Below are 22,287 nucleotides of genomic sequence, written 5' to 3' on the forward strand. Positions count from 1 at the left end.
GCATTTTTTTATGATAGTTCAAGCATCCTTTCAATAGGCTTTAGCGCTTGTATTCTCAGTTCATCTTTAATTAGCATTTCTGGCCTTTCATTTTTAAGGCACAAATACAATTTTTCGAGTGTATTCATTTTCATGAAAGCACATTCACTGCAGGCACAGCTATTGTCATCTGTGGTAGGAGCCGGAATCAGCGTTTTATAAGGTACAGCTTTCGTAAGCTCATGCAGGATACCGGCTTCTGTGGCCACAATGAAAACGGTAGTAGGATCCGTTTTAATGAAATTAATAATTCCCGAAGTTGAGCCGATGTAATGTGCTGCTTTTAAAATATGCTCTTCAGATTCAGGGTGTGCTGCAATTTTTGCAGTTGGATTTCTGTTATATATTTCAATTAGTTTGTCTAATGAAAAGGCTTCATGCACAACACAAGAGCCTTTCCATAAGACCAGTTCGCGTTTGGTTTCTTTTTGTAGATATCTGCCCAAGTTTTCATCTGGAGCAAATATGATTTTTTGTTCTACCGGTATCGACTCAATTATTTTTTTGGCATTTGCCGACGTGCAGACCAAATCGCTCATGGCTTTTATTTGGGCAGAGCAGTTGATGTAAGTAACCACAATATGGTCTGGATGCTGATCTTTAAACAATTTAAAATCTTCAGGCGGACAACCATCAGCAAGAGAGCAGCCAGCGTTCCAATCAGGTAATACTACTTTTTTGTTTGGGTTTAAAATTTTTGCTGTTTCTGCCATAAAATGAACTCCCGCAAAAACAATAATATTAGCATTGGTATTTTGAGCTTTTTTAGCCAATTCAAGACTATCACCAATAAAATCTGCAATTTCCTGAATCTCCTCATCTTGATAATAATGAGCCAGAATAATAGCATTTTTTTCTTTTTTCAATTGGATTATTTCCTGTACTAAAAAGTTCTTGTTCATGTTAATTTTTGAATTTTCTACTATATAGCTATATGAAAGCTGATGCTATTTATCTTTTAAACCTGTTTTTAAAATATATTTAAATACATAATTTTAATAGGGTAAATATATTATCATCATTTTTTTCAAAACATGATTCTAATCATACTGTTTTATATTTGTTTGTATATGTTAACCTTGATAATCGAATCTTAATTTAAATTGAGAGTGAGATTAACAAATATATTTCGGCCCATTCTTGGAATCTTGTTCCAATCGGCATAAGTCGTGTAATACTTATCAAAAATATTCTCAATTCCTGTTTGCAGTTTTAAGATGTTTTGATTCCAATGAAAAGCATAACCTGCATTAAGTCCAAAAATGAGATAATCTGAAGTTTTAGTTTGCCCATAAGTTTTTGCAAATTCATTTTGTGCCAGATTTCCTAAAGCGTTAATTCCTGCATTAAATTTTTCTTTTTTAAAATCGATTCCTGCGCTGTATTTAATCGGACTTATAAATGGGAGATTATTTCCTTCATTATCTTTTCCCGAACTATAAGTAAGCTGAGATTTGAATTGCCAATTTTCCAGAAAATCATAAGTCAGATTAAAATCGGTATTGAAAATTTTGGCATTGTCTATAGCCTCATATCTTTTTACTCCAGAAGCGCCAATAGTCATAGGGAGCGTATTAGGATCAATTTTACCTATTATATAATTTGAGAAGCAGAAATAAGAACCTGTAATTTTTGCTGTGATTTGAGATGTTTTATATCCAACCGAAAAGTTTCCTTCGAGGGCATTTTCATTTTTTAGATTTGGATTTCCTATATAATCATAAAAGTCACTGCTGTTATACAAGTAGAATCCGTAGCCTTCAGATACAGATGGCGCTCTTTCGGCGTAAGCCAAACCAAATCCAAATTCAAATTGATCGATATTTTTGGTATAATTTGCAGCAAAGCTTTTTAGAAAACGGTTTTTTGAAGCATCCATATCAGGATAAAAAATGCGAAGACTTGCTAATCCGAAATCATTTGCTACAGTATTATTCTGGAATCCGAGATTAGTACTAATTCTCAAATGATTTTTTTCAGAAATTTGTATGTTATCTTCTAAGGACAATCCGTTGTACAAAGTTCTGACATCTGGCCATGTGTACATAAACATCAGATTTTCGTTGGGATCTGATGGATACATCGTCATTTCAGCAATTGACTTATTGTAAAAACCGTTTAAGTCAGCTAGAAAATTATGTTTTTTAATTTTTCCTTTAATTCTCGAATAATAACCATAAGTATCAGACCATCCCGGCATATCCATGTGTATCGGTACGCTTGGTCTTTTGGTATCGTCCATTTTGTGGGTGATGGAATTAAAATATCCTTTTGTTTCCCAATTTTTTACGAAGCTTGATTTAGGCAAGTATTTATAACTTAGCGATACAATTTTAGCTTCGGCTAAAGAAACATCCATAGGAAGAGCAGGGTAGCCGACATTTGATGCTTTGTCATAAATTACAGAAGTTTCCAAAAGGTTTTGTTTGTTTATAAAATAACCTGCAGTAGCGGAAATATTGTATTTGTTAAATTGAGAAAAACTCACTTCTTTGTTTCCACCTGCTTTATAATTATCGGCATCACGATGCATAAAATCGATATGGGTATGAAATCGAGTATCATTATATCCTAAAGAAGCACCAATAATTTTTTGCAGATTATTACTTTCAATACCTGAATTTAAACTGCCGTTCCATCCAGTGTTTTTATCACTAAACTGATTTCGTTTTAAATCGACAGATCCGCCAATTCCTGCTCCATGACAACTAGCTTGTTGTCCAGATGCTACGCTGGCTTCAGCTAAATTTGAAACCTCAACATAAGACGTAATCGGATCCATTTTATCGGTACACGCACCAAATATGCGCATTCCGTCAATAGTAATCACGGTGCGCTCTGTAGCCATGTTGTTTATAATGGGTTCCCATGCATAAGCACCTCTTTTAATCATATTTACTTTTGATGATTTTGAGAGATATTCTTCTATAGATGTCAGCGATTTTGATTGTTTTAAGTGTAAAGAAGGTTTACTTCCAATGACAATTATTTCATTAAGTTTTACGGTTTCAAGACTATCATTTGGTTTTTCCTGCGCCCAGCATATTGTTGAAAATACAGCCAAGAAGGTTGCTGCTAGATTTTTCATCATTTTATACTTTAATAGAAAGAGACAAATTGTGTTATGCCTCTTTCTTGTTGTTTTTTAGATTTAAAATTCAATCTCAAAATAAAGACTGCTTGATGAATTGTCTGCCGTAACAGGCTCTCCTTTCAAAACTTCGTTATCAGTATTTAAAACTTGAAGGTTTATTCTCCAATATCCTGTCATTGTAAGAGAAAGTTTTCCTTTATAAAAACCATTAGTTTCAGATTGAAGCAAATCTGTATTGTTTGGTGAACCATGATTACCCATGCTCGGCATTCTTGGATCGATTTTGATTTTGAAATTATTTACAGCTTCAAAAGTCATCATATCTTTCATTTTGTAAATTCCTACTGCCATGTCGTTTAGCGCCACTTTTGGAGAAAATGGTGCGATATAGGCAATTACATAATTGTTTCCATCACTTCCCATAAATGAGCTAACCGTGCGTTTTGTCGATGCTGGTACGCTTATTTTATCGGTCGCGGTATAACTTACATTATTGATTTTGTAAGCTATTGTTAATTCCCAGTATTCTGTTTCGTTTTGTGCCATCTGAAAGATGATATCTCCTTCGTATACTGTTTTTTTATCTTTTTTTTCTACCTGAGATCTTGGACAAGAATGCTGCATCATGGCCATGTGCATTAACGGTATCCATTCTATTTTGGCATCTGTAATATAATTGTTGGTTTTCTTGTCTTTTATTCGAAGTGAAATACGATTGTAACCCTGCACCAAAGAACCTGTTGATGAGAATAATTCGATTACATGAGTATCATTGGTCATTTCCTGTATTTTATGAAGTCCGCTTGTTTCATCAATTGGAATTGAAGAAGAATCGTCATCAGAAGAGCAAGAGAATGAGATAATTGCTAGAAGTAAGAGCACTGTATATTTTAAAATTTTCATGAGATTTTAATTTAAATAATGATAATAAAAGGTCTGTCGAATGAATTCGAAAGAAGGAAGAATGAAATAAAAATCAAATGAAAATTGGAGGACGGAAGATATTGACGGCCTCTAAATGAGAATATAAGTTGTTGTAAAATGCATTTACTATAAAAGTAGAAGCTCTATTTTTTTCAAAAGAGAATACTGGGATTTTGACAATAAACAAAACCACGGTTTCTGCTGTTTCACTTTTCTTTTCGTTAGAAGCTGGCGTATCATTTTTATAGCTTTTTGCTAATTCTTTTTTCAAATGACATTTTCCATTACAATGCAATTCTGGAGCATTTTTGTTTTCGCATAATTCAGTTGTAATGTAATGGTAGTTGACCACATAATCCAAAAATGGAAATGCAGGTCTGAATATTACCGCAAATAAAAATATGTAAATACAAAGCTTCATTGCTTGTGATTTTTGAGAATACGAAGGTATTATGAACTTTTTTTTGACGATATGATTGTAATCATACTTTTTGAAAAACATGTTTTAGAATTTTGATCAAAAGTTTAACAAGTAAAAAACAAAGTAATGAACAAACTATTCTTATTAACAATGTTTGGTTTTATCCTGCTCACATCATGCGGGAAAGAAAAGTCAAATAGCGATCAGGATTTTTCTACTCCAGCTCCAGCTGAGAAAACAGCTGATGCAGAATCTTACGATCCAAAAAGAGGTCTTGGGAAGTATGAAACCGTTGAATTAGGAGCTTCTTTAGATAAAGCAATGGCTGAAAAAGGACTTAAAACTGCTGAAGTAAAATGTACTTCCTGTCATAAACCAACAGATGAAAAATTAGTTGGCCCGGGATGGAAAGGGGTAACAGAAAGAAGAACGCCGCAATGGATCATGAATTTTATTACCAATCCTGACCCAATGATTGACAAAGATCCAGAATTGCAGGCACAACTTGAGCTTTGCATGATTCGTATGCCTAACCAAGGATTAACAGAAGATGAAGCAAGATCTATTTTGGAATATATGCGCCAGAATGATGGGGTTAAATAATTGAAAGGAATCAAAATCTAAATAATAGCCTTATGAAAAATAAATTTTTAAAATCGATTTTCGTTGTTACGTTAGGGTGTGCTTTGTTTGTTTCGTGCAAACCAAAAGATTCTACAGATGCTGTTGAAGGCGATGCAGCCCAAAAAGTGTATGTGGCACCTGGAAAGTATGATGAATTCTACAACTTTGTATCTGGCGGTTTTAGCGGTCAGGTCAGTGTTTACGGACTTCCTAGCGGAAGATTGCTAAAAGTAATGCCTGTATTTTCTGAAGATCCGCAGAGCGGTTACGGTTACAGCGAAGAAACAAAACCAATGCTGAATACTTCACACGGTTATGTGCCTTGGGATGACCAGCATCACTTGGATTTGTCACAAACAAATGGAGAAGTAGACGGACGATGGATTTTTGCTAATGCGAATAATACGCCACGTATTGCACGTATTGACCTGAAAACGTTTAGAACTGCCGAAATTATTGAGCTTCCAAACTGTGCAGGTAACCACTCTTCACCATTTATTACTGAGAATACAGAATATGTAGTAGGAGCAAGCCGTTTTAGTGTGCCGCCAGATAATGATAATGGCGATGTGCCTATTAATACGTACAAGAAAAATTTTAAAGGATATCTTAGTTTCGTGAAAATTGGTAAAGAAGGTCAACTGGATCTTTCTTTCCAAATCGTTGCTCCGGGTGTGAATTTTGACCTTAGCCACCCAGGTAAAAAAGAATCGCACGGATGGTTTTTCTTCTCATGTTATAATACGGAACAAGCCAATACCTTATTGGAAGTTAATGCTTCCAAAAATGATAAAGATTTTATCATGGCTGTAAACTGGAAAAAAGCAGAGGAATATATTAAAGCTGGAAAAGGAAAACGAGTTCCTGCAAAATATGCCCACAATACTTGGGATGAAAAAACTCAAAGTGCTAAATCTGTAATCATTAATGAGGTTTTAACTCTAGATGCTTCTGAGTTGAAAGATATCTGTTATATGATTCCATGTCCGAAATCGCCTCATGGCTGTGATATTGATCCAACAGGAGAATATATTATTGGAAGTGGAAAATTGGCAGCTTTGATTCCTGTGTTTAGTTTCACAAAATTAAAAGATGCAATTGCTAAAAAACAATTTGATGGTGCTTACGCTGGAATTCCAGTTGTAAAATATGAAGCAGCACTTTACGGTGAAGTTCAAAAACCTGGTTTAGGACCTCTTCATACAGAATTTGATGGAAAAGGAAATGCTTATACCACAATGTTCGTTTCGTCTGAAGTGGTAAAATGGAATATCAAAGACTTAAAAGTTTTAGACAGAAAAGCAACTTATTATTCTCCTGGACACTTGATGGTTCCTGGTGGAAATACAGAAAAGCCATTTGGTAAATACATGGTGGTTTACAACAAAATTACCAAAGATCGTTATCTGCCAACTGGTCCAGAATTAGCACAAAGCGCTCAATTATTTGATATTAGCGGCGATAAAATGAAATTGCTTCTGGATTTTCCAACTATTGGAGAACCTCACTATGCACAAGGTATTCCAGCAGATAAAGTTAGAAATAACGGACAGTTGAAATATTATGATATTGCGACCAACAAACATCCTTTTGCAACTAAAGGTGAAAAAGAATCTAAAGTAGTTCGCGAAGGCAATAAAGTTCATATTTACATGACTTCTATCCGTTCTCACTTTGCACCAGATAATATTGAAGGAATTCGTGTGGGAGATGAAGTGTATTTCCATGTTACAAATCTTGAACAAGATTGGGATGTTCCGCACGGATTTGCCATTAAAGGAGCCAATAATGCAGAATTGCTAATTATGCCAGGAGAAACCTTAACATTAAAATGGGTGCCTGAGAAAAAGGGAATCTACCCATTCTATTGTACAGATTTTTGTAGTGCATTGCATCAGGAAATGCAAGGATATGTGCGCGTTTCGCCTGCAGGAAGCAACGTTCCGATTACTTACAGTGTAGGTACCAATTTACCAAAAGAATAGTCAGTAACCATAAGGGAACAAAGTATTCTTTGTTCCCTTTTATTTTGAATTATTATGAGAAATAAAAAACTATCCTCTTTTTCTAAAGTCATGCTGTTTTTATCAGGGCTTTTATTAATCGGAGCTGTATTTTTTCCTATCTGGAAAATTGAACTTAGGGCACCCCAATATCCTGAAGGTTTGGTGTTAAAACTTCATGCTTCCAAGATTGCAGGCGATGTTGATATTATAAATGGATTGAATCATTACATTGGAATGAAAACATTGCATACAGAAGATTTTATTGAATTTAAAGTTTTGCCTTTTATCCTAGTAGGTTTAGGTATTGTTTCGATTGTTTGCGCATGGAAATCAAATAGAAAAGGGCTCTTTATTTTCTTCTTTTCTTTTGTGCTTTTTGGAATATTATCTGCTTGCGATTTCTACAGATGGAATTATGAATATGGACATAATCTAGATCCGAATGCTGCTATTAGAGTTCCTGGAATGGCTTATCAGCCGCCAATGCTTGGATACAAACAATTATTAAATTTTGGTGCCTATTCAATCCCTGATATTGGTGGATGGATGCTGATTGCAGTTGGAGTTTTGCTTTTTGTTGCTATTGCAAAAGAAAAATTTGCCAAACCATCTAGTCGGCTCTTGGGCATACTGTTGGTTCCTGCTTTTCTTTATTCATGTTCCAATGATAAACCTGTTCCAATAAAACTAAATGCAGACAATTGTGATTTCTGTATGATGGGAATTAGCGATGGCAGACATGGAGCTGAAATCATTACTGAAAAAGGAAGGATATACAAGTTTGATGATATTGCCTGCATGGCACATTATTGTAAAGATCACAGAGATACTAAAATCAAGAAATATTATGTACACGACTACACTAAAAATAATGAACTGATTCCAGCAGAAAGTGCTTTTTTCGTTTCAGGAGGAGCAATCAAAAGTCCGATGAATGGAAACATTGCAGCCTTTACCAATAAGAGTGAGGCAAAAGCATTTGAAGCACAAACAAAAGGAGAAGTAAAAGAATGGACTGCAATTTTGAATAAATAAAATGCTATCTTAATTAAAATCTTAAATCATGAAACTGCATTTTTGCCTTTCACTTCTATTATTGTTTAATTGTCTTTGGTCACAGAAAATTGAAGTTGGTCAAAACAAAGCAGTAAAAACAATCAAAAAAGCAATAGAACTTGCCAAGTCTGGCGATACTATTATAGTTGATAATGGTATTTATCGAGAAGGCAATATTAGTATAGATAAAAAATTAGTTGTTAAAGGAAAAAACTTGCCAATTCTGGACGGACAGCTAAAATATGAAGTAGTTTCGATAAAAGCCGATAGTGTAGTTTTTTCTGGATTTAAAGTGATCAATTCAGGTTATGCGTCTCTGAATGATCCTTGTGGAATTAAAATATACAATAAAACAGGGGTTGTTGTAAAAGATAATTTTTTGGAGAATAATTTTTTCGGAATCTATGTCCAAAAAGGAATAAGCTGCATTGTAAAAAATAATGTCATAAAAGCCTATCAAAAAAAAGAACAGCGCATTGGAAATGGAATTCATTGCTGGAAAAGTGAGAACATGCAGATTATAGGAAATAGGATTTCTGGCCATCGCGATGGAATCTATTTTGAGTTTGTTTCTAATTCTGTAATCTGGCGAAATGTTTCTAAAGCTAATATCCGTTACGGACTGCACTTTATGTTTTCTAATGATGATGCTTATATAGGTAATGTTTTTAAAAATAATGGGGCGGGAGTAGCGGTTATGTTTACTAAAAATGTAAAAATGTTCAACAATTATTTTGAAGAGAATTGGGGCGATGCGGCTTATGGTTTACTGCTCAAAGAAATTTCAGACAGTTACATTATTGGAAATAAATTTATCCGCAATACTTCAGGAATTTATATGGAAGGAACTAGCCGTGTAAAATTGGAGAAGAATATTTTTAAAGATAATGGTTGGGGAATGAAAGTGCAGGCGAGCTGTATGGATAATGTGATTTCGTTTAATAATTTTCTTTCTAATACTTTCGACATCAGTACTAACGGAAGTTTAGTTTTGAATCATTTCAATAATAATTATTGGGATAAATATGAAGGTTATGATTTGAATCGGGACGGAATTGGCGATGTGCCGTTTCATCCGCTTAGTCTTTTTGCTGTTATTACTGAGAATAATCCGTCGGCTATGCTTTTGTTCAGAAGTTTTATGATTACGCTTTTGGATAAATCAGAAAAAATCCTTCCGAGCATAACTCCTGATAATTTTGTTGATGAATCTCCCGAAATGAAATCTCTTGTATTATGATTACTTTAAAAAATATAAATAAAAAATTTGGAAGACTACAAGTTTTGCAAGATGTAAACCTTGAGTTTAAAGCAGGAGAATGCATTGCACTTATTGGCCCGAATGGATGTGGAAAAACAACTTTGATCAAATCGGTTTTAGGGATGGTTCTGCCCGATAGTGGAGATATTATGCTGGATGATGAATCTATTTTAAAGCAGTTTGAATATCGAAACCGAATAGGGTATATGCCTCAAATTGGGCGTTATCCCGATAATATGACAATCGCTCAGATTATAGCCATGATCAAGCAAATTAGAAACTCGAAAAATGAGTTGGATGAAGATTTAATCAAAGCTTTTAAATTGGATAAAATGAGTGACAAACAAATGCGAACGCTTTCTGGCGGAACAACACAGAAGGTAAGTGCTACATTGGCTTTTCTTTTTAATCCCGACGTTTTAATTCTAGATGAACCTACTGCAGGACTGGATCCGTTGGCTGCAGAAATTTTGAAGGAGAAAATCATTAAAGAGAGAAACAAAGGAAAATTAATCTTGATTACCTCACATTTGTTAAGTGAACTAGACGATATGATTACTCAGATTATTTTTATGCAGGACGGAAAAGTTCATTTCCATAAAACTATTAAAGATCTTTTGGAATCAACAGGTGAAACCAAAATTTCAAGATCTATCGCTACCATATTAATAGAAAAACAGCATGAACAGAATAATTAAAATTGTCTTATTGGATATTCTTAAAAATAAGATTATTGTGAGTTATGCCTTAATTCTGGCATTGCTTTCTTGGGGATCTTTTATGCTTGAAGACAATACGGCAAAAGGTTTACTGACGATTTTGAATGTCATTTTATTTACAGTTCCGTTGGTATCTATTCTTTTTTCGACTATTTATATTTACAATAGTTCAGAATTTATAGAGCTTTTGCTAAGCCAGCCTATTAAAAGAAAGAAAATCTGGATTAGTCTGTTTGCTGGTCTTGCAATTGCAATGTTTCTAGCTTTTTTTCTTGGCGCAGGAATTCCGCTTTTACTAAATGCTCCAGGTATGGCAGGAGTGATGATGCTTTTTGCGGGAAGCTTAATTTCTATAGTTTTTGTATCACTGGCTTTTTTGAGCTGTATTTTAACTCGTGATAAAGCAAAAGGAATAGGTTTGGCCATTTTATTCTGGATGTATTTTGCCATTTTGTTTGATGCATTAGTGTTGTTTCTTTTGTTTCAATTTGCAGAATATCCGATTGAAGAAATGATGGTAACCTTGACCGCTTCGAGCCCGATTGATTTAGCTAGAATTCAAATATTGCTGCATTTAGATCAATCTGCCATGATGGGATATACAGGAGCTATATTTAAAGATTTTTTTGGAACCGCTATTGGTTTGTTTGTTTCTTTTTTATTACTCGTTTTATGGATTGCTGTTCCGTTTCTAATTTCGATTAGGAAATTTGACCGCAAAGATCTTTAATGTTTTATTTTCACTCAGAATCAAAAAAATATGAAAACAGATATTAGAAATAAAGATGATATAACGATATTGGTCGACGCCTTTTATTTAAAAGTAAAAACAGACGCGACTATAGGATATTTGTTTACAGAAATTGCGATGACAAATTGGGAGAAACATCTTCCTATTATGTATGATTTTTGGGATAATATTATTTTTCATACCGGAAATTTTGACGGAAATCCTATGTTGAAACATCGTATGCTAGACCAGAAAAGTTCGCTTACAGAAGTTCATTTTAAACATTGGACCCAACTTTGGAAAAAAACAGTAGATGATTTGTTTGAAGGAGAAAAAGCAGATGAGATAAAAGTTAGGGCAGAAAATATTTCAAAATGGATGATGAATAAAGTTATTTCTTAATATAAAAACGGGAACTCAAAAAAGTTCCCGTTTTTAGTTTTTAAAGATATTAGAACTGAATTAATAATTTCTTTTAACCTTATGCAAAAGAAGAAAAAATCGTCCTGTTTTGGTATGATTCAAATCATAAGACATGAAATTAATAAAATAATTTATGATCTATAATTTCAATTTTTCTGTTCTTGCTCATAAGCGATAATGTACGTATTACGGTTTCTACCCGAAGGCCTGTAAAATCTGCAATTTCTTGTCTTGTATACGGAATTTTCATTTTTATTGAATTGGCTATATTGTTTTGTTTTTTTAAATTATCTAAAAAATACTGAATACGATATTCAGGTTTATGATTAACTATATTTTTAGAAAAAACAATCTTGTTATAGATTTTCCATGCAAATAATTTGAGTATTTTAAATTGCATTTCTGGATTTTCTTCAAGAAAAGAAAAAAAGTTGTTTTTGGACAATTTTAGAATAACACAATCCGTTTGAGCAATAGCAGTAGCAGGGTAAGGCTGTCCTATAAAAAGCGGCGGTTCGCCAAAACTGTTTCCTTCATTAAAAATACCAACCGTCAAATCTTTGCCATCTTCGTTGGTGTAACACATTTTTACAGTTCCTTCTAAAATTTGATAATAAGAAATAGCTGCGTCATTTTCGAAGAAAATAATGGAGTTTTTGGCAACTTTTTTTGCTACGGCTCCCCAAGTGTAAAGTAAGTCAGTATCAATATGCATGGCAAAACAATTAATACGTTGCGAAGAATTGGTAAAGTGTCTGGATTAGTTTTAATTAAAACAAAGAAAGACATTAAGCAAAAAAGAAAACATGATATTTGTTAGCTTTTGAAATGTTTTTAAATCAAAAAAGAAAAAAGCATGAAAAAGAGAGCTAAACTCTTTATCATGCTTTAGAATTGTAGAATTAAAAAAATTATTTTGCGTCTATCAGAGTAAGTGAAACTCTTCTGTTTTGCGGTTTATTTTCTGCTGGAGTATTTGGAACTAAAGGTTCGCTTTCTCCTTTTGAGAATAAATGCATACGGTTAGACTCTATTCCTTTGTTCTGTAAATAATCTGAAACTGCCTGAGCTCTTTTCATTCCAATTTCAAGATTGCGTTTTTCAGTTCCTATATCACAAGTATATCCAGTAATATTTAGATCTGTGTCTTTGTTTGATTTTAGAATTTTAGCAATTTCATCCAATCTTGTTGCCAATTCTGGAGTTACGCTAGTATTTCCAATTTCTTGGAATGCAAGAGGTTGTTTCTCAATATAGTTTCTTTCCTCTATAGTCAGTTCTTTTTTAGCAGGCGGAGTTTCTACAGCTTTTTGCTGTACAGGAGCTTCTTCCTGAACAGGAGCTCTTTCTGTCTGAGTAAAAGTTTCTTCTTTCGCCTTTACGGGTTCTGATTTCTCTTTAGCTAATGAAAAACCTAATTTTAATTGAATACCAGCAGATAGATAACGGCTTTCCTTAACGATTCTGCTATTTCCAATTGTACCGTTTGCCTGAATATTGTCAAGTCCGTTTGGATTGTAAGCCACAATATTGGTATTTGGAGTTTCTTTTGCCAAATCTGTTAAACCGTAATCAACGTATAAGCCTGTATAAAGCTTTGTTTTTTCTGCTAGTTTGAATGTTAGACCAGTTTCAAAACTTAACATAAAAGCAGGATCTAAGCTTACAGTTGTTTTATCCTGCCAGTTGGTTACTTTTCCGAATCCGTGAGATGGTAAATCGTCAACCAAAAGATTTACATCTGGATAATAGCCGCTCAGCTGTAACTCAGAAGCTGAAGCTTTTACAGTTTGCTTTTCTGGAAACATAATTTTTCCTCCGAATCCAAAGTACAGTTGTGTCTGAGAAGCAATTGATGTTCTGTATTGAAGAAGAAGCGGAATCGCGAAACCAATAAAATGTTGATCTTCTTTATAGTTGGTAGGAGTGACCCGATACTCAAATGCAGAAGTTTGGTCATCGACTTCATAGGTTGAAATTGTCGTTCCGTTATTTAATTCAAAACTATTTTGATTATAAGTAACATCAACACCTGTCGAAATTCCCCAGTGATCGCTGAAGAAATAGGTGTATCCAACACCTATTCCTCCGCCAAATTTTAGTTTACCGTCTCCGATATTGCTATCGTATAGAATTCCAGACGGACCGCCGTTAATTTTAAAATTAATTTCCTGTGCTTTTATCGTGACGCTAAACAGTGTAAGTATAGCTATGGTGGCTTTAATTTTCATTGCTTGTAATTTTAAATTAAATCTCATTTTTATTTAACCAATAAGTTGATTGTTTTTAACTGACCGTCAGCCAGTTTAAGAACAACAATGTATAAGGCTGTCTGTGATGGAGCGATAATTTGATTTTTGGCTTTTACATTTGAAATAGTCTGCACTAATTTCCCTGCAATGTCATAAATAACCACCTCAGATCCATTTAATTGAGATTCGCTAAAATCACACTCTAAAGTAAATTCTCCTCCTGGCTTAACTGGGTTTGGATAAATTTTGATTTTCTTGGTGAAAACTGTTCCAGTAGCCTCAATTGGACAAGATTTGATAGAATTTCCATTTTTATCTTTTGCAATTACATGATAAGTACCGTTTAGTGGCAGAATTTCACTATAATATTGCTTAGTTGCTCCAGAAATAGCCGCTCCGTTTTTGTACCACTGCCAAGCGACATAATTATTTGAACTATTATCAAAGAATAGAACATTAGCCCATTGCTGTATAACAAGTCCAGATTGGCTTATTTCAATTGGTTTAACAACGGCTGTTGCAGCATTATGATTCTGATCTCCAATTTGAGTTGCAGTAATGGTTGAGCTTCCTGAACCTGTAATGTTTAAAGTAGATCCTGAAATTGTTCCCAATGCTGGATTTGCTATTGCATAAGAAACTGGCAAACCGCTATCAGTTGTTGCAGTTAAGGTAACATTTTTAGAATCTGAACAGCCAAATTCTAAAGTCTGATTCCAAGTAATTGTTTGATTTGCTTTAGTAATTTCAAATTCTGCACCAGTAAAGGCAATTACGTAATCTGCCCCAGCATTGACTGTTCCCAAGTTAATGTTGTATTTTCCAACATTTTCGCCAGCATCTCTTGTAAGCAGACCACTAAGTATTGAGTTTGTATCTCCGTTAGCAAAACCTAAAGCTGTATAATTGAATACTGGATCGGCTGTACCATATACTTTGGTATGTCCTGTTGCGGCAGTTATAGTAAGAGTATATTTTTGAGTAGTAAAACTTACTTCGTTTCCATAATTAACAAAACCGTTACTGTTTATAGCATAAGTTCTAACATAATACGTTCTATTTCCTCTAAGTCCAGATAAAGAGTTTGTAAATGTTCCTAATGCAGCAGTGACATTAATTTTAGTATCAGCTGTAGTAGGGTTAGCATGCTGAGCATATACAAAACCAACTTCTGTTAAACACGATCCACTGTCAGTATTTATTCCGTCAGAAGATGCTGTACCAGATAATGAAGCAGTTGTTGTAGTTATTCCAGATACGACCGCCGTATTTAAATTAACAGGATTAACAGGCTGAACTACTTCAACGGTTGCAGTAGCTGTACAAGAATTAGCATCTGTAACTGTTACAGTGTAAGTTCCGGCTGCAAGACCAGTTGCTGTTGCTGCATTTCCTCCAGATGGAGACCAAGAGTAGGAGCAAGCACCTGTACCACCTGTTACGCTAACTGTAGCCGACCCGTTATTTCCGTTATGGCAAGATACTGCTAAAGGAGTTGCAGTTAAGGTTAAAGCATCTGGTTCTGTAATGGTAATGGTATTTGTTGTAGAACATGAATTTTCATCTGTAACCGTTACGGTATATATTCCTGCTGTAAGGCCGGTTGCAGTCGCTGCACTTCCGCCAGACGGAGCCCAAGAATAAGTATAAGCTCCAGTTCCTCCAGTTGCAACTACAGATGCTGTACCGTTATTGCCTCCGTTGCAAGACACATTAGTATGTGTGTCAGTTGCTGAAAGTACTGTCGGCTCGGTAATTTGTACAGACTCTGTTACAAAACATCCGTTTTCATCAGTTACAGTTACAGTATAAGTATTTGGACTTAATCCTGTAGCTGTTGCAGCAGTTCCTCCAGATGGTGACCAAGAATAGGTATAAGATCCGGTTCCTCCTATAGGAGTTACAGTAGCTGTTCCGTTATTTGCCTGATAGCATAAAACGTCTGTTTTAGCTACCGTTGCTGTAAGAACAGGAGGTTCAGTAATAGTTACGCTTGCCGTAGTCTGGCATAGGTTGGCATCTTTGACAGTAACTGTATATGTTCCTGCTGCTAAACCAGAAGCAGTTGCGGCAGTTCCTCCAGAAGGAGACCAAGAGTATGTATAAGCTCCAGTTCCTCCTGTAACATTTACAGTTGCAGTTCCGTTAGAACCTCCGTTACATGAAACATCAGTTTTAGATGTCGTTGCTATAAGTGCATCAGGTTCTGTTATGGTAACACTTTGTGTTTTAGAACATGAGTTGGCATCTGTTACAGTTACAGTGTAAGTTCCTGCTTTAAGACCAGTTGCGGTAGCTGTTGTTTGAGCAGGTGTTGTATCCCATGAATAGGTATAGCCACCAGTTCCTCCAGTTACTGAAATACTTGCCGAACCATTGTTTCCGGCATTGCAGCTAACATTTGTTTTAGCGCCTGGTGTTATTACAATAGCTGATGGCTCAGTGATTGTAAAGTTTTTGACAATTGAACATCCATTGCTGGCAGTGATTGTTACAGAATAGTTTCCGGCACTAAGGTTGTTTGCAGTGTCAGAAGATCCTCCAGAAGGAGACCAACTATAAGTAAACGGTCCAGCGGCTCCTGAAGGAATTACTGAAGCAGAACCAGTGTTGTATCCATTGCATAGCACATTAACTTGATAAGTAGCAGCTACTAGTGTATTAGTTGTATTGATGATAAAGTTTTTAGTGACCGTACATCCATTTCCATCTGTAATGAGGCAGCTGTAATTGCCTGCTGCCAAGTTGGTAATATTTTGCGTGGTAGCACCTCCTGGTGTCCATAAATAGCTATAATTACCAACACCGCCAAATGGTGTTACAGAAGCTTCTCCACCCACAGAACAAGTTGCATTTGTCTGCGAAGTAGTAGCGCCTAAAACTGAAGGCTGATTGATCGTAAAATTTTTAGTAATAGAACATCCATTAGCATCTGTAATTAGACAGCTATAATTTCCTACGGTTAAGCCAGTAGCAGTAGCAGCTGTACCTCCGGATGGAGACCATAAGTAGGTATAATTTCCAGTCCCACCTGATGCTGTAACTGTAGCAGTTCCTGTTGCTCCGCCATTACATAAAACATCTGTTTGAGATTGTATGGCGGTTAAAACTGGCGGTTGTGTAATTTCAAAAGTATGCGAATCTTGGCAATTATTCTCATCAATTACGGTTATAGTGTAAATACCAGCCATAAGACCACTTATTGATGTGCTATGGGCTCCAGTACTCCAATTATAAGTGTAAGCACCAGTACCACCTGTAACAGTTACAGAAGCTGAGCCATTCGATCCTCCATTGCAAGAAACATTGGTTTGACTCGGAGTTATTGTAAGTGCAGGTGGCTCAGTTATAGAGAAATCTAGTGTTTTTACACATTGGTTTGCATCTTTTACAGTTACAGTATAAGTTCCAGTAGAAAGCCCATTTGCAGAGGCAGTTGTTTGGATAGGATTAGTATTCCAAGAGTAAGTATAATTTGGTGTACCACCAGAAGCAATTACCTGTGCAGTTCCATTACCTCCTCCATAACAAGAAGTATTTGATACAGTGCCTTTCGTAAGCGTAAGAGGAGCTAAAGGTTGTCCTATTGTTACATTTGCAGTATTAGAACATAAATTTTCATCCGTTACAGTTACGGTATAAGTTCCTGCTGTCAATCCTGTGATAGTAGCAGTATTTGCTCCATTAGACCATAAGTATGTATAGTTTCCAGTTCCTCCATTTGGAGTTGCAGTTGCTTGACCTGTTGAATCACCAAAACAGGCTACATCAACTTTAGAAGTGAGTATGTTAATATGATTAACGGTTAGTGTTGCACTGCTTGAAGTAGCAGACGGAGTACATGTTCCGCTTGCGACAGCTCTATATTTGTATCCGTTAAATGCAGCAGGAGCACCAGTTATAGTCAAAGTAGAAGTGGTAATGCCAGAATAAGGAGCACCATTTGGCACATCAACAAATCCTCCACCTTGACCATTATCTACCTGCCATTTGAATGCAGTTGCATTGGATGCGGTTATTGAAAAAGTAGTATTACCACCAGAACAGATAGCTATTGATGAAGGATTTGATGTAATAGCAGTAGCTGAATTTACAGTAAGAGTAGCACTATTTGATGTAGCTGGTGGAGTACAAGTTCCAGATGCAACAACTCTGTATGAATACCCGTTCATTGCCACTGTTGCTCCAGTTATTGTAAGAGTTGTGTTAGTTGCTCCAGAATAAGGGGCACCGTTTGTTATATCGACAAATCCTGCACCATCACCTTTGTCTACCTGCCATTGATATCCTGTAGCATTAGAAGCATTAGCTGTAAAAGTAGTATTAGCTCCTTGACATACAGAGCTTGCAGAAGGCTGTGCAGTTATAGAAGGCGAAGAATTTACAATTAAGGCAACATTATTTGAAGTAGCAGTTGGCGTACAATTTCCGATTGCCATAACTCTATATAAATATCCACTTAAAGCAGCAGTTACTCCAGTTATAGTTAGGGTCGCAGTATTAACTCCAGAATAAGTAGAATTAATTGGCACAGGATTAAAACCTGCGCCTTGATCTATATACCATTGGTAGCCTGTTGCATTTGATGCTGTAACAGATATCGTAGTGTTGTCTCCAACACAAACTGGTGCAACAGATGGTTGCGTTGTTATAGAAGGAGCAGGGTTAATAGTAAGAGTAGCACTATTTGAAGTAGCATTTGGAGCACATCCCCCGCTTACTATAACTTGATATTTATATCCGTTAAATGCAGAAGTTACGCCAGTTATAGAAAGCGTAGCTGTTGTTTGGCCAGAATAAGGCGCACCATTTGGCACATTAACAAATCCTCCACCATTATCTACTTGCCATTGATATCCTGTTGCATTTGATGCAGTTACAGAAAAAGTAGTATTTGAACCTGAACAGACAGCTATTGATGAAGGATGTGCTGTTATGGTAGGAGCAGAATTTACTGTTCCTGTTAATGCGATATTTTTTGTAGTTATTCCTGTGGAAGATACTGTTAGATTTCCTGAAGGAGATCCTGTAGCATTTGCTGCCATGCGAACATATAAAGTCCGACTCACACTTCCAGAACTAGGAACTATATCTAAAAATGGAGTATAGCTTCCCCCCGCAGAAGTAGCAATTTCAAAGCCTGTTGGAAGAGCTATTGATAAATTTGCTATTAGCCCTCCTGCATTTACACTAAAAGATTGTGGACTAGATGCTGAACCAGAACAAGCCGAGAATCCGCTTAAAGAGCTTACACTTACACTTGCTCCAGGTGGTTCTGTTATGGTTACTTGTTGAGTTGTATCGCAGCCACCAAAGCCATCTGGCGTATTATCTCTGACAGTTACAACATAAGTTCCCGCCACAAGACCTGTTGCAGTAGCACTTGTACCCCCAGAAGGAGCCCAAGAATAAGTGTATGGTGAATTCCCGCCACTTACAGAAATTGTTGCAGAACCATTAGCTAAACCATAGGCACTAACATTAGTTTGAGCAGAAACAGAAGTCGAAATTGCTGTTGGTACTGTTAATGTTGCGGCATTAGAATTTACAGATCCTGATAAATTTGTTGCAACACAGCGATATTGGTAACCATTCATGCTAGACGTAGCTCCTGTAATTGATAGTGTATTAATCGTAACTCCAGAATAAGGAGCAGTATTTGAAATATTTGTAAACCCGCTCCCTGTGTTAACTTGCCATTGATAGCTTGTTGCATTTGATGCTGTAATAGAAAAGCTAGTATTGTCTGAAGGACAAATGGTTTTGCTAGTAGGGTGAGAAGTAATTGTTGGTATAGTACCAATATAAGTATATGCTGTCGGTAGTGTTTGTGCAGTTGTTGCTTTTATCCAGTTCGCCTGATTCATTAAAGCGGTTCTGGCTGATGCTGCATTAAGAAATGGAGCTCCAGTACCATTAAATTTAGCTGAAGTTGCTATAGTAGTACTAGATACAGTTCCAACATAAAAGGCACTAGTTCCATTCACGAGTCCAGGAGGAATAGTGGAAGAATTTGGCCCCGATGGGCAAGTAGGGGGAGGAGCTTCCCACCCAGCTTCGGTTGTGTTTCCATTACAAAAGGAATAGGAAATTCCAGAAATTAAAGTTACTCCTCCACCAGTGATTGAACCTCCGCCTCCTTGAAAGGCAATAATTTGATCGCCACCAGCTGATAATGATAATCCAAAAGTAATATTGCTTTCCGCACTATTGTATGCTACGGTTCCATTAGCATTTGAAGTAGAAGTGGATGTATCGTACGCAGAAGCGCTTAATCCAGTGATAGTGACTTCTGTTCCAGCAGCGAGTGCACTTGAGCATGTCCATGTGATAGTACCTTCTGTTGTACTGGTATTGGGAATGGCTAACCAGCCCGATCCAGTATATCCTCTATCTGTAAAACTAATTGTTGTAGTTGCGGAAATATCCTTAAGTAAAACAAAGGAAAATGAGTCACTAGAAGTAGGTGGAGTTGGATTAGCATCATAACCTGAAAAGGCAATATCTCCCGCACTCAAAGTAGTCTGAGAATTACCTAAGTAACTCTGCGTAAATATCCCTAAAAATAAGGCAATATTTAAGATTTTTTTAATTTTAGAGTAAAAATGTTTCATAATAAGTTAGTTAAATTATAGAGGCAAATTGCTCACCGTTTTTAAGACCAAAAGCGAGCAATTTATGCCCACTCATAAAACCTTCATCGGTATAAATAGTATTTATACGTAATTGTGTATTATTGTAACATTGTATAATTAGACCATTATTTTCATTAATTTCTAATACTGTTCCTGGTGCTTTTGTAGTATTTACAGCTTCTTGTGTTTGCGAAACTTCCAAAAAGCGAATATTTAAACCGTTCCATTGTGTATAAGCTCCTTTATTCCAAGGATTGCAAGCATTTACCAAAGCTTGTATAGATTTAGAATCTTGTTTTTCCCATTGTATGGATACGTCAGTTATGATTGGTTTTTTATAATATTTGGCAAGTGTTTCATCTTGAGATAAACCTTTGTCATTTAGTTGTAATTGTACAAAAAGTTCAGGCAATATATAAGAGGCCAAATACGACAAATGAGTGCAAAGCATACCATGGGTTAAATCAGCATGAAGCGGAAGCGTTTTCTTTAAAATAATTTTTCCTTTATCTATTTCTTTTTCAATCGCATGTATAGAAATTCCAGTTTCATTTTTCTGGCTTCTAATTGATTCAAAAACCGGGTCGACGCCACGCATTTCTGGTAAGAGTCCGTAATGGAAATTATAAAATAAATTTGGGTTCTGATCAATAATTTCATCTGGAACTTTCCAAGGAAAAGTCATTGTAAAAATATATTTTAAGTGATTTATTTTTAAAATTTCTTTTATTTGAGGTATTAGTTTTGCTTTTTCAAACCAAATTATATTGACATCAACGTTTGCTGCAAAAACAGAACAGAAAGCTTTTACTTCTTCATTTTCAATTGGCACGCCAATTGTGTGTAACCTTCCAAGACTATATAATGTTTGTATAGCTGGAAATGCCATTCGGTTGTTACATAATACTACTATGTCTCGTATTGGACTCATGAATCTAAACAAGCATAAGAGTTAAACCATGAATTGGTAGTCGTGTTTTGAAGCGCCAGAATATGATGATAGAGACGATTGCGTTCTTCTTCCAGATTAGGAACTTCTTTTATATCCGTCAATATGCAATTTTCTGTTTCTTCATTTTTAGCTACTGTTGCGTAATATATTGGGGCTTCAGAGAATCCGGTATCAGGATTCATATAAACTCTTCCTCTAGGAGAATCAATAGTAATATTATCTAACGATAGGCCATTTGAGTTAACTATAAATAAGGCAGCTTCCCAGCCTAAAAGAGAAAATACATTGGCCTTGTGCATTTTAATGCCATTTAAGGTAGTATTAAAAACGTCATTCTCTTTGGAGATTATGTTCGTTGACCACGGTACAGCACAACTCCATTCATATTGAGGATAAGGAATTTTAGACAGCCAGATTTCTTCAGCAGTAAAACCGCTTCCATAAGTTTTGCTTGATGCAAGATTTTTTAATTTAGCAGATTCTCTAAAAAAATCTTCCGCCATATCGCCACAAAATGATGCTAAAATAGTTGTGTTATTATTATTTTCAAGAAACTCTTCTAATGGTCCCAGATTAAAGTCAGATCTTTGAAGAGCAGTCACATGATTGTACGTAATTTTCGCTCCCTTGTCTTCAATTGCAGTAGCAAAAGAATAGGAAGGACGATAACCTGCATCGTAGAAAGAACAGGTTATAGCAAAATTATTTTGTCCATCTTCAATAGCCTTATTTACTATTGCGCGTGAACATAAACTACCCTGCAATGAGATAAAATAAACATTGGATAGTTTTTTTTCAGAATTTTGAAAATGATAACCACTGTCTAATACAATTAGCAATTTACTAGAACTTTCAAAGAGTGGATGTATGTATGAAGCTGCCTCAGGATTGATATAAGCAATAATAATGTCTACACCATTTAACAGCAGTTGTTCACTGCAAGAATAAATGTCTTTATTATTTGCGCCAACACCTATACTAGCTGTTACGATTTCATGTTTATCATCTTGTCCCATTTTTTTTAATGAATATTTAAAACCATCCATTATATCAAATGACATAGAAGGATAAATAACAGATCTAGGCAAGAGTAAAGCTATTTTCATAAAGATTATTTTTAAAATAAAAATTACCCATTAGAAAATCTAATG

Annotated in this window: 16 protein-coding genes; 7 read left to right on the top strand and 9 right to left on the bottom strand. The window is 35.5% G+C overall.

Translation table 11 applies throughout. The annotated features are described in order from the left end of the window. Positions 1-8: 8 nt before the first annotated feature. From nadA to GR162_RS09180, 4 genes are all read right to left on the bottom strand, one after another. Complete coding sequence (nadA, locus tag GR162_RS09165; protein ID WP_160781894.1) at positions 9-941, bottom strand: quinolinate synthase NadA; 933 nt, start codon at positions 939-941, stop codon at positions 9-11. A 191-nt stretch (positions 942-1,132) separates the two neighbouring features. Next, positions 1,133-3,130: a TonB-dependent receptor gene (locus GR162_RS09170; protein ID WP_237421341.1), complete on the bottom strand. Its 1,998-nt coding sequence runs from the start codon at positions 3,128-3,130 to the stop codon at positions 1,133-1,135. 60 nt (positions 3,131-3,190) lie between these two features. Next, on the bottom strand, positions 3,191-4,036 hold the full coding sequence (locus GR162_RS09175) for a FixH family protein (RefSeq protein ID WP_160781895.1): 846 nt from the start codon (positions 4,034-4,036) through the stop codon (positions 3,191-3,193). A 73-nt stretch (positions 4,037-4,109) separates the two neighbouring features. After that, a complete protein-coding gene (locus tag GR162_RS09180) occupies positions 4,110-4,478 on the bottom strand; it encodes a hypothetical protein (RefSeq protein ID WP_160781896.1) in 369 nt (122 codons plus the stop codon). Between the two features lie 126 nt (positions 4,479-4,604). Here GR162_RS09180 and GR162_RS09185 point away from each other — a divergent pair, with 126 nt between their 5' ends. The 7 genes from GR162_RS09185 to GR162_RS09215 are packed head-to-tail and all read left to right on the top strand — an operon-like array spanning position 4,605 to position 11,276. Next, on the top strand, positions 4,605-5,081 hold the full coding sequence (locus GR162_RS09185) for a c-type cytochrome (protein ID WP_160781897.1): 477 nt from the start codon (positions 4,605-4,607) through the stop codon (positions 5,079-5,081). A 32-nt stretch (positions 5,082-5,113) separates the two neighbouring features. Next, positions 5,114-7,087 (top strand): Sec-dependent nitrous-oxide reductase, encoded by a 1,974-nt coding sequence (nosZ, locus tag GR162_RS09190; protein WP_160781898.1) that lies wholly within the window; start codon positions 5,114-5,116, stop codon positions 7,085-7,087. Positions 7,088-7,141: 54 nt separating this feature from the next. Then, complete coding sequence (locus GR162_RS09195; RefSeq protein WP_237421342.1) at positions 7,142-8,143, top strand: nitrous oxide reductase accessory protein NosL; 1,002 nt, start codon at positions 7,142-7,144, stop codon at positions 8,141-8,143. Positions 8,144-8,171: 28 nt separating this feature from the next. Then, positions 8,172-9,404: a nitrous oxide reductase family maturation protein NosD gene (locus GR162_RS09200; protein WP_160781899.1), complete on the top strand. Its 1,233-nt coding sequence runs from the start codon at positions 8,172-8,174 to the stop codon at positions 9,402-9,404. Next, on the top strand, positions 9,401-10,123 hold the full coding sequence (locus GR162_RS09205; protein ID WP_160781900.1) for an ABC transporter ATP-binding protein: 723 nt from the start codon (positions 9,401-9,403) through the stop codon (positions 10,121-10,123). Before GR162_RS09200 ends, GR162_RS09205 begins: the two co-directional genes overlap by 4 nt. Next, on the top strand, positions 10,107-10,874 hold the full coding sequence (locus GR162_RS09210) for an ABC transporter permease subunit (RefSeq protein ID WP_160781901.1): 768 nt from the start codon (positions 10,107-10,109) through the stop codon (positions 10,872-10,874). The genes GR162_RS09205 and GR162_RS09210 overlap by 17 nt, the downstream gene beginning before the upstream one ends. 30 nt (positions 10,875-10,904) lie before the next feature. Then, positions 10,905-11,276 carry a group III truncated hemoglobin gene (locus tag GR162_RS09215; RefSeq protein WP_160781902.1) on the top strand — a complete coding sequence of 124 codons (372 nt, stop codon included), beginning with the start codon at positions 10,905-10,907 and terminating at the stop codon, positions 11,274-11,276. A 139-nt stretch (positions 11,277-11,415) separates the two neighbouring features. Here the strand turns inward: GR162_RS09215 and GR162_RS09220 are convergent, their stop codons facing one another. The 5 genes from GR162_RS09220 to GR162_RS09240 all read right to left on the bottom strand — a co-directional run bounded on the left by GR162_RS09220 (position 11,416) and on the right by GR162_RS09240 (position 22,242). Further along, positions 11,416-12,012, bottom strand: a complete 597-nt coding sequence (locus GR162_RS09220; protein WP_160781903.1) for a Crp/Fnr family transcriptional regulator — start codon at positions 12,010-12,012, stop codon at positions 11,416-11,418. A 196-nt stretch (positions 12,013-12,208) separates the two neighbouring features. Next, the gene (locus GR162_RS09225) at positions 12,209-13,528 is read right to left on the bottom strand and encodes an OmpA family protein (protein ID WP_160781904.1); all 1,320 of its coding nucleotides are present in this window, start codon (positions 13,526-13,528) and stop codon (positions 12,209-12,211) included. Between the two features lie 29 nt (positions 13,529-13,557). Further along, positions 13,558-20,163, bottom strand: a complete 6,606-nt coding sequence (locus tag GR162_RS09230) for an MBG domain-containing protein (protein ID WP_160781905.1) — start codon at positions 20,161-20,163, stop codon at positions 13,558-13,560. Between the two features lie 10 nt (positions 20,164-20,173). Continuing rightward, positions 20,174-21,115 carry a formyltransferase family protein gene (locus GR162_RS09235; protein ID WP_160781906.1) on the bottom strand — a complete coding sequence of 314 codons (942 nt, stop codon included), beginning with the start codon at positions 21,113-21,115 and terminating at the stop codon, positions 20,174-20,176. Next, positions 21,112-22,242, bottom strand: a complete 1,131-nt coding sequence (locus GR162_RS09240) for a hypothetical protein (RefSeq protein ID WP_160781907.1) — start codon at positions 22,240-22,242, stop codon at positions 21,112-21,114. The genes GR162_RS09235 and GR162_RS09240 overlap by 4 nt, the downstream gene beginning before the upstream one ends. Positions 22,243-22,287 lie beyond the last annotated feature (45 nt).

It is taken from the genome of Flavobacterium sp. HBTb2-11-1, assembly GCF_009826975.1.
Taxonomy (GTDB): Bacteria; Bacteroidota; Bacteroidia; order Flavobacteriales; family Flavobacteriaceae; genus Flavobacterium.

What these genes read in the sequence shown, in the direction of transcription:
- GR162_RS09215 (WP_160781902.1), top strand. Translation starts at nt 10,905, where the DNA reads ATGAAAACAGATATTAGAAATAAAGATGATATAACGATATTGGTCGAC.
- GR162_RS09200 (WP_160781899.1), top strand. Translation starts at nt 8,172, where the DNA reads ATGAAACTGCATTTTTGCCTTTCACTTCTATTATTGTTTAATTGTCTT.
- GR162_RS09175 (WP_160781895.1), bottom strand. Translation starts at nt 4,036, where the DNA reads ATGAAAATTTTAAAATATACAGTGCTCTTACTTCTAGCAATTATCTCA.
- GR162_RS09240 (WP_160781907.1), bottom strand. Translation starts at nt 22,242, where the DNA reads ATGAAAATAGCTTTACTCTTGCCTAGATCTGTTATTTATCCTTCTATG.
- nadA (WP_160781894.1), bottom strand. Translation starts at nt 941, where the DNA reads ATGAACAAGAACTTTTTAGTACAGGAAATAATCCAATTGAAAAAAGAA.
- GR162_RS09225 (WP_160781904.1), bottom strand. Translation starts at nt 13,528, where the DNA reads ATGAAAATTAAAGCCACCATAGCTATACTTACACTGTTTAGCGTCACG.
- GR162_RS09180 (WP_160781896.1), bottom strand. Translation starts at nt 4,478, where the DNA reads ATGAAGCTTTGTATTTACATATTTTTATTTGCGGTAATATTCAGACCT.
- GR162_RS09220 (WP_160781903.1), bottom strand. Translation starts at nt 12,012, where the DNA reads ATGCATATTGATACTGACTTACTTTACACTTGGGGAGCCGTAGCAAAA.
- nosZ (WP_160781898.1), top strand. Translation starts at nt 5,114, where the DNA reads ATGAAAAATAAATTTTTAAAATCGATTTTCGTTGTTACGTTAGGGTGT.
- GR162_RS09205 (WP_160781900.1), top strand. Translation starts at nt 9,401, where the DNA reads ATGATTACTTTAAAAAATATAAATAAAAAATTTGGAAGACTACAAGTT.
- GR162_RS09185 (WP_160781897.1), top strand. Translation starts at nt 4,605, where the DNA reads ATGAACAAACTATTCTTATTAACAATGTTTGGTTTTATCCTGCTCACA.
- GR162_RS09170 (WP_237421341.1), bottom strand. Translation starts at nt 3,130, where the DNA reads ATGATGAAAAATCTAGCAGCAACCTTCTTGGCTGTATTTTCAACAATA.
- GR162_RS09210 (WP_160781901.1), top strand. Translation starts at nt 10,107, where the DNA reads ATGAACAGAATAATTAAAATTGTCTTATTGGATATTCTTAAAAATAAG.
- GR162_RS09235 (WP_160781906.1), bottom strand. Translation starts at nt 21,115, where the DNA reads ATGAGTCCAATACGAGACATAGTAGTATTATGTAACAACCGAATGGCA.
- GR162_RS09230 (WP_160781905.1), bottom strand. Translation starts at nt 20,163, where the DNA reads ATGAAACATTTTTACTCTAAAATTAAAAAAATCTTAAATATTGCCTTA.
- GR162_RS09195 (WP_237421342.1), top strand. Translation starts at nt 7,142, where the DNA reads ATGAGAAATAAAAAACTATCCTCTTTTTCTAAAGTCATGCTGTTTTTA.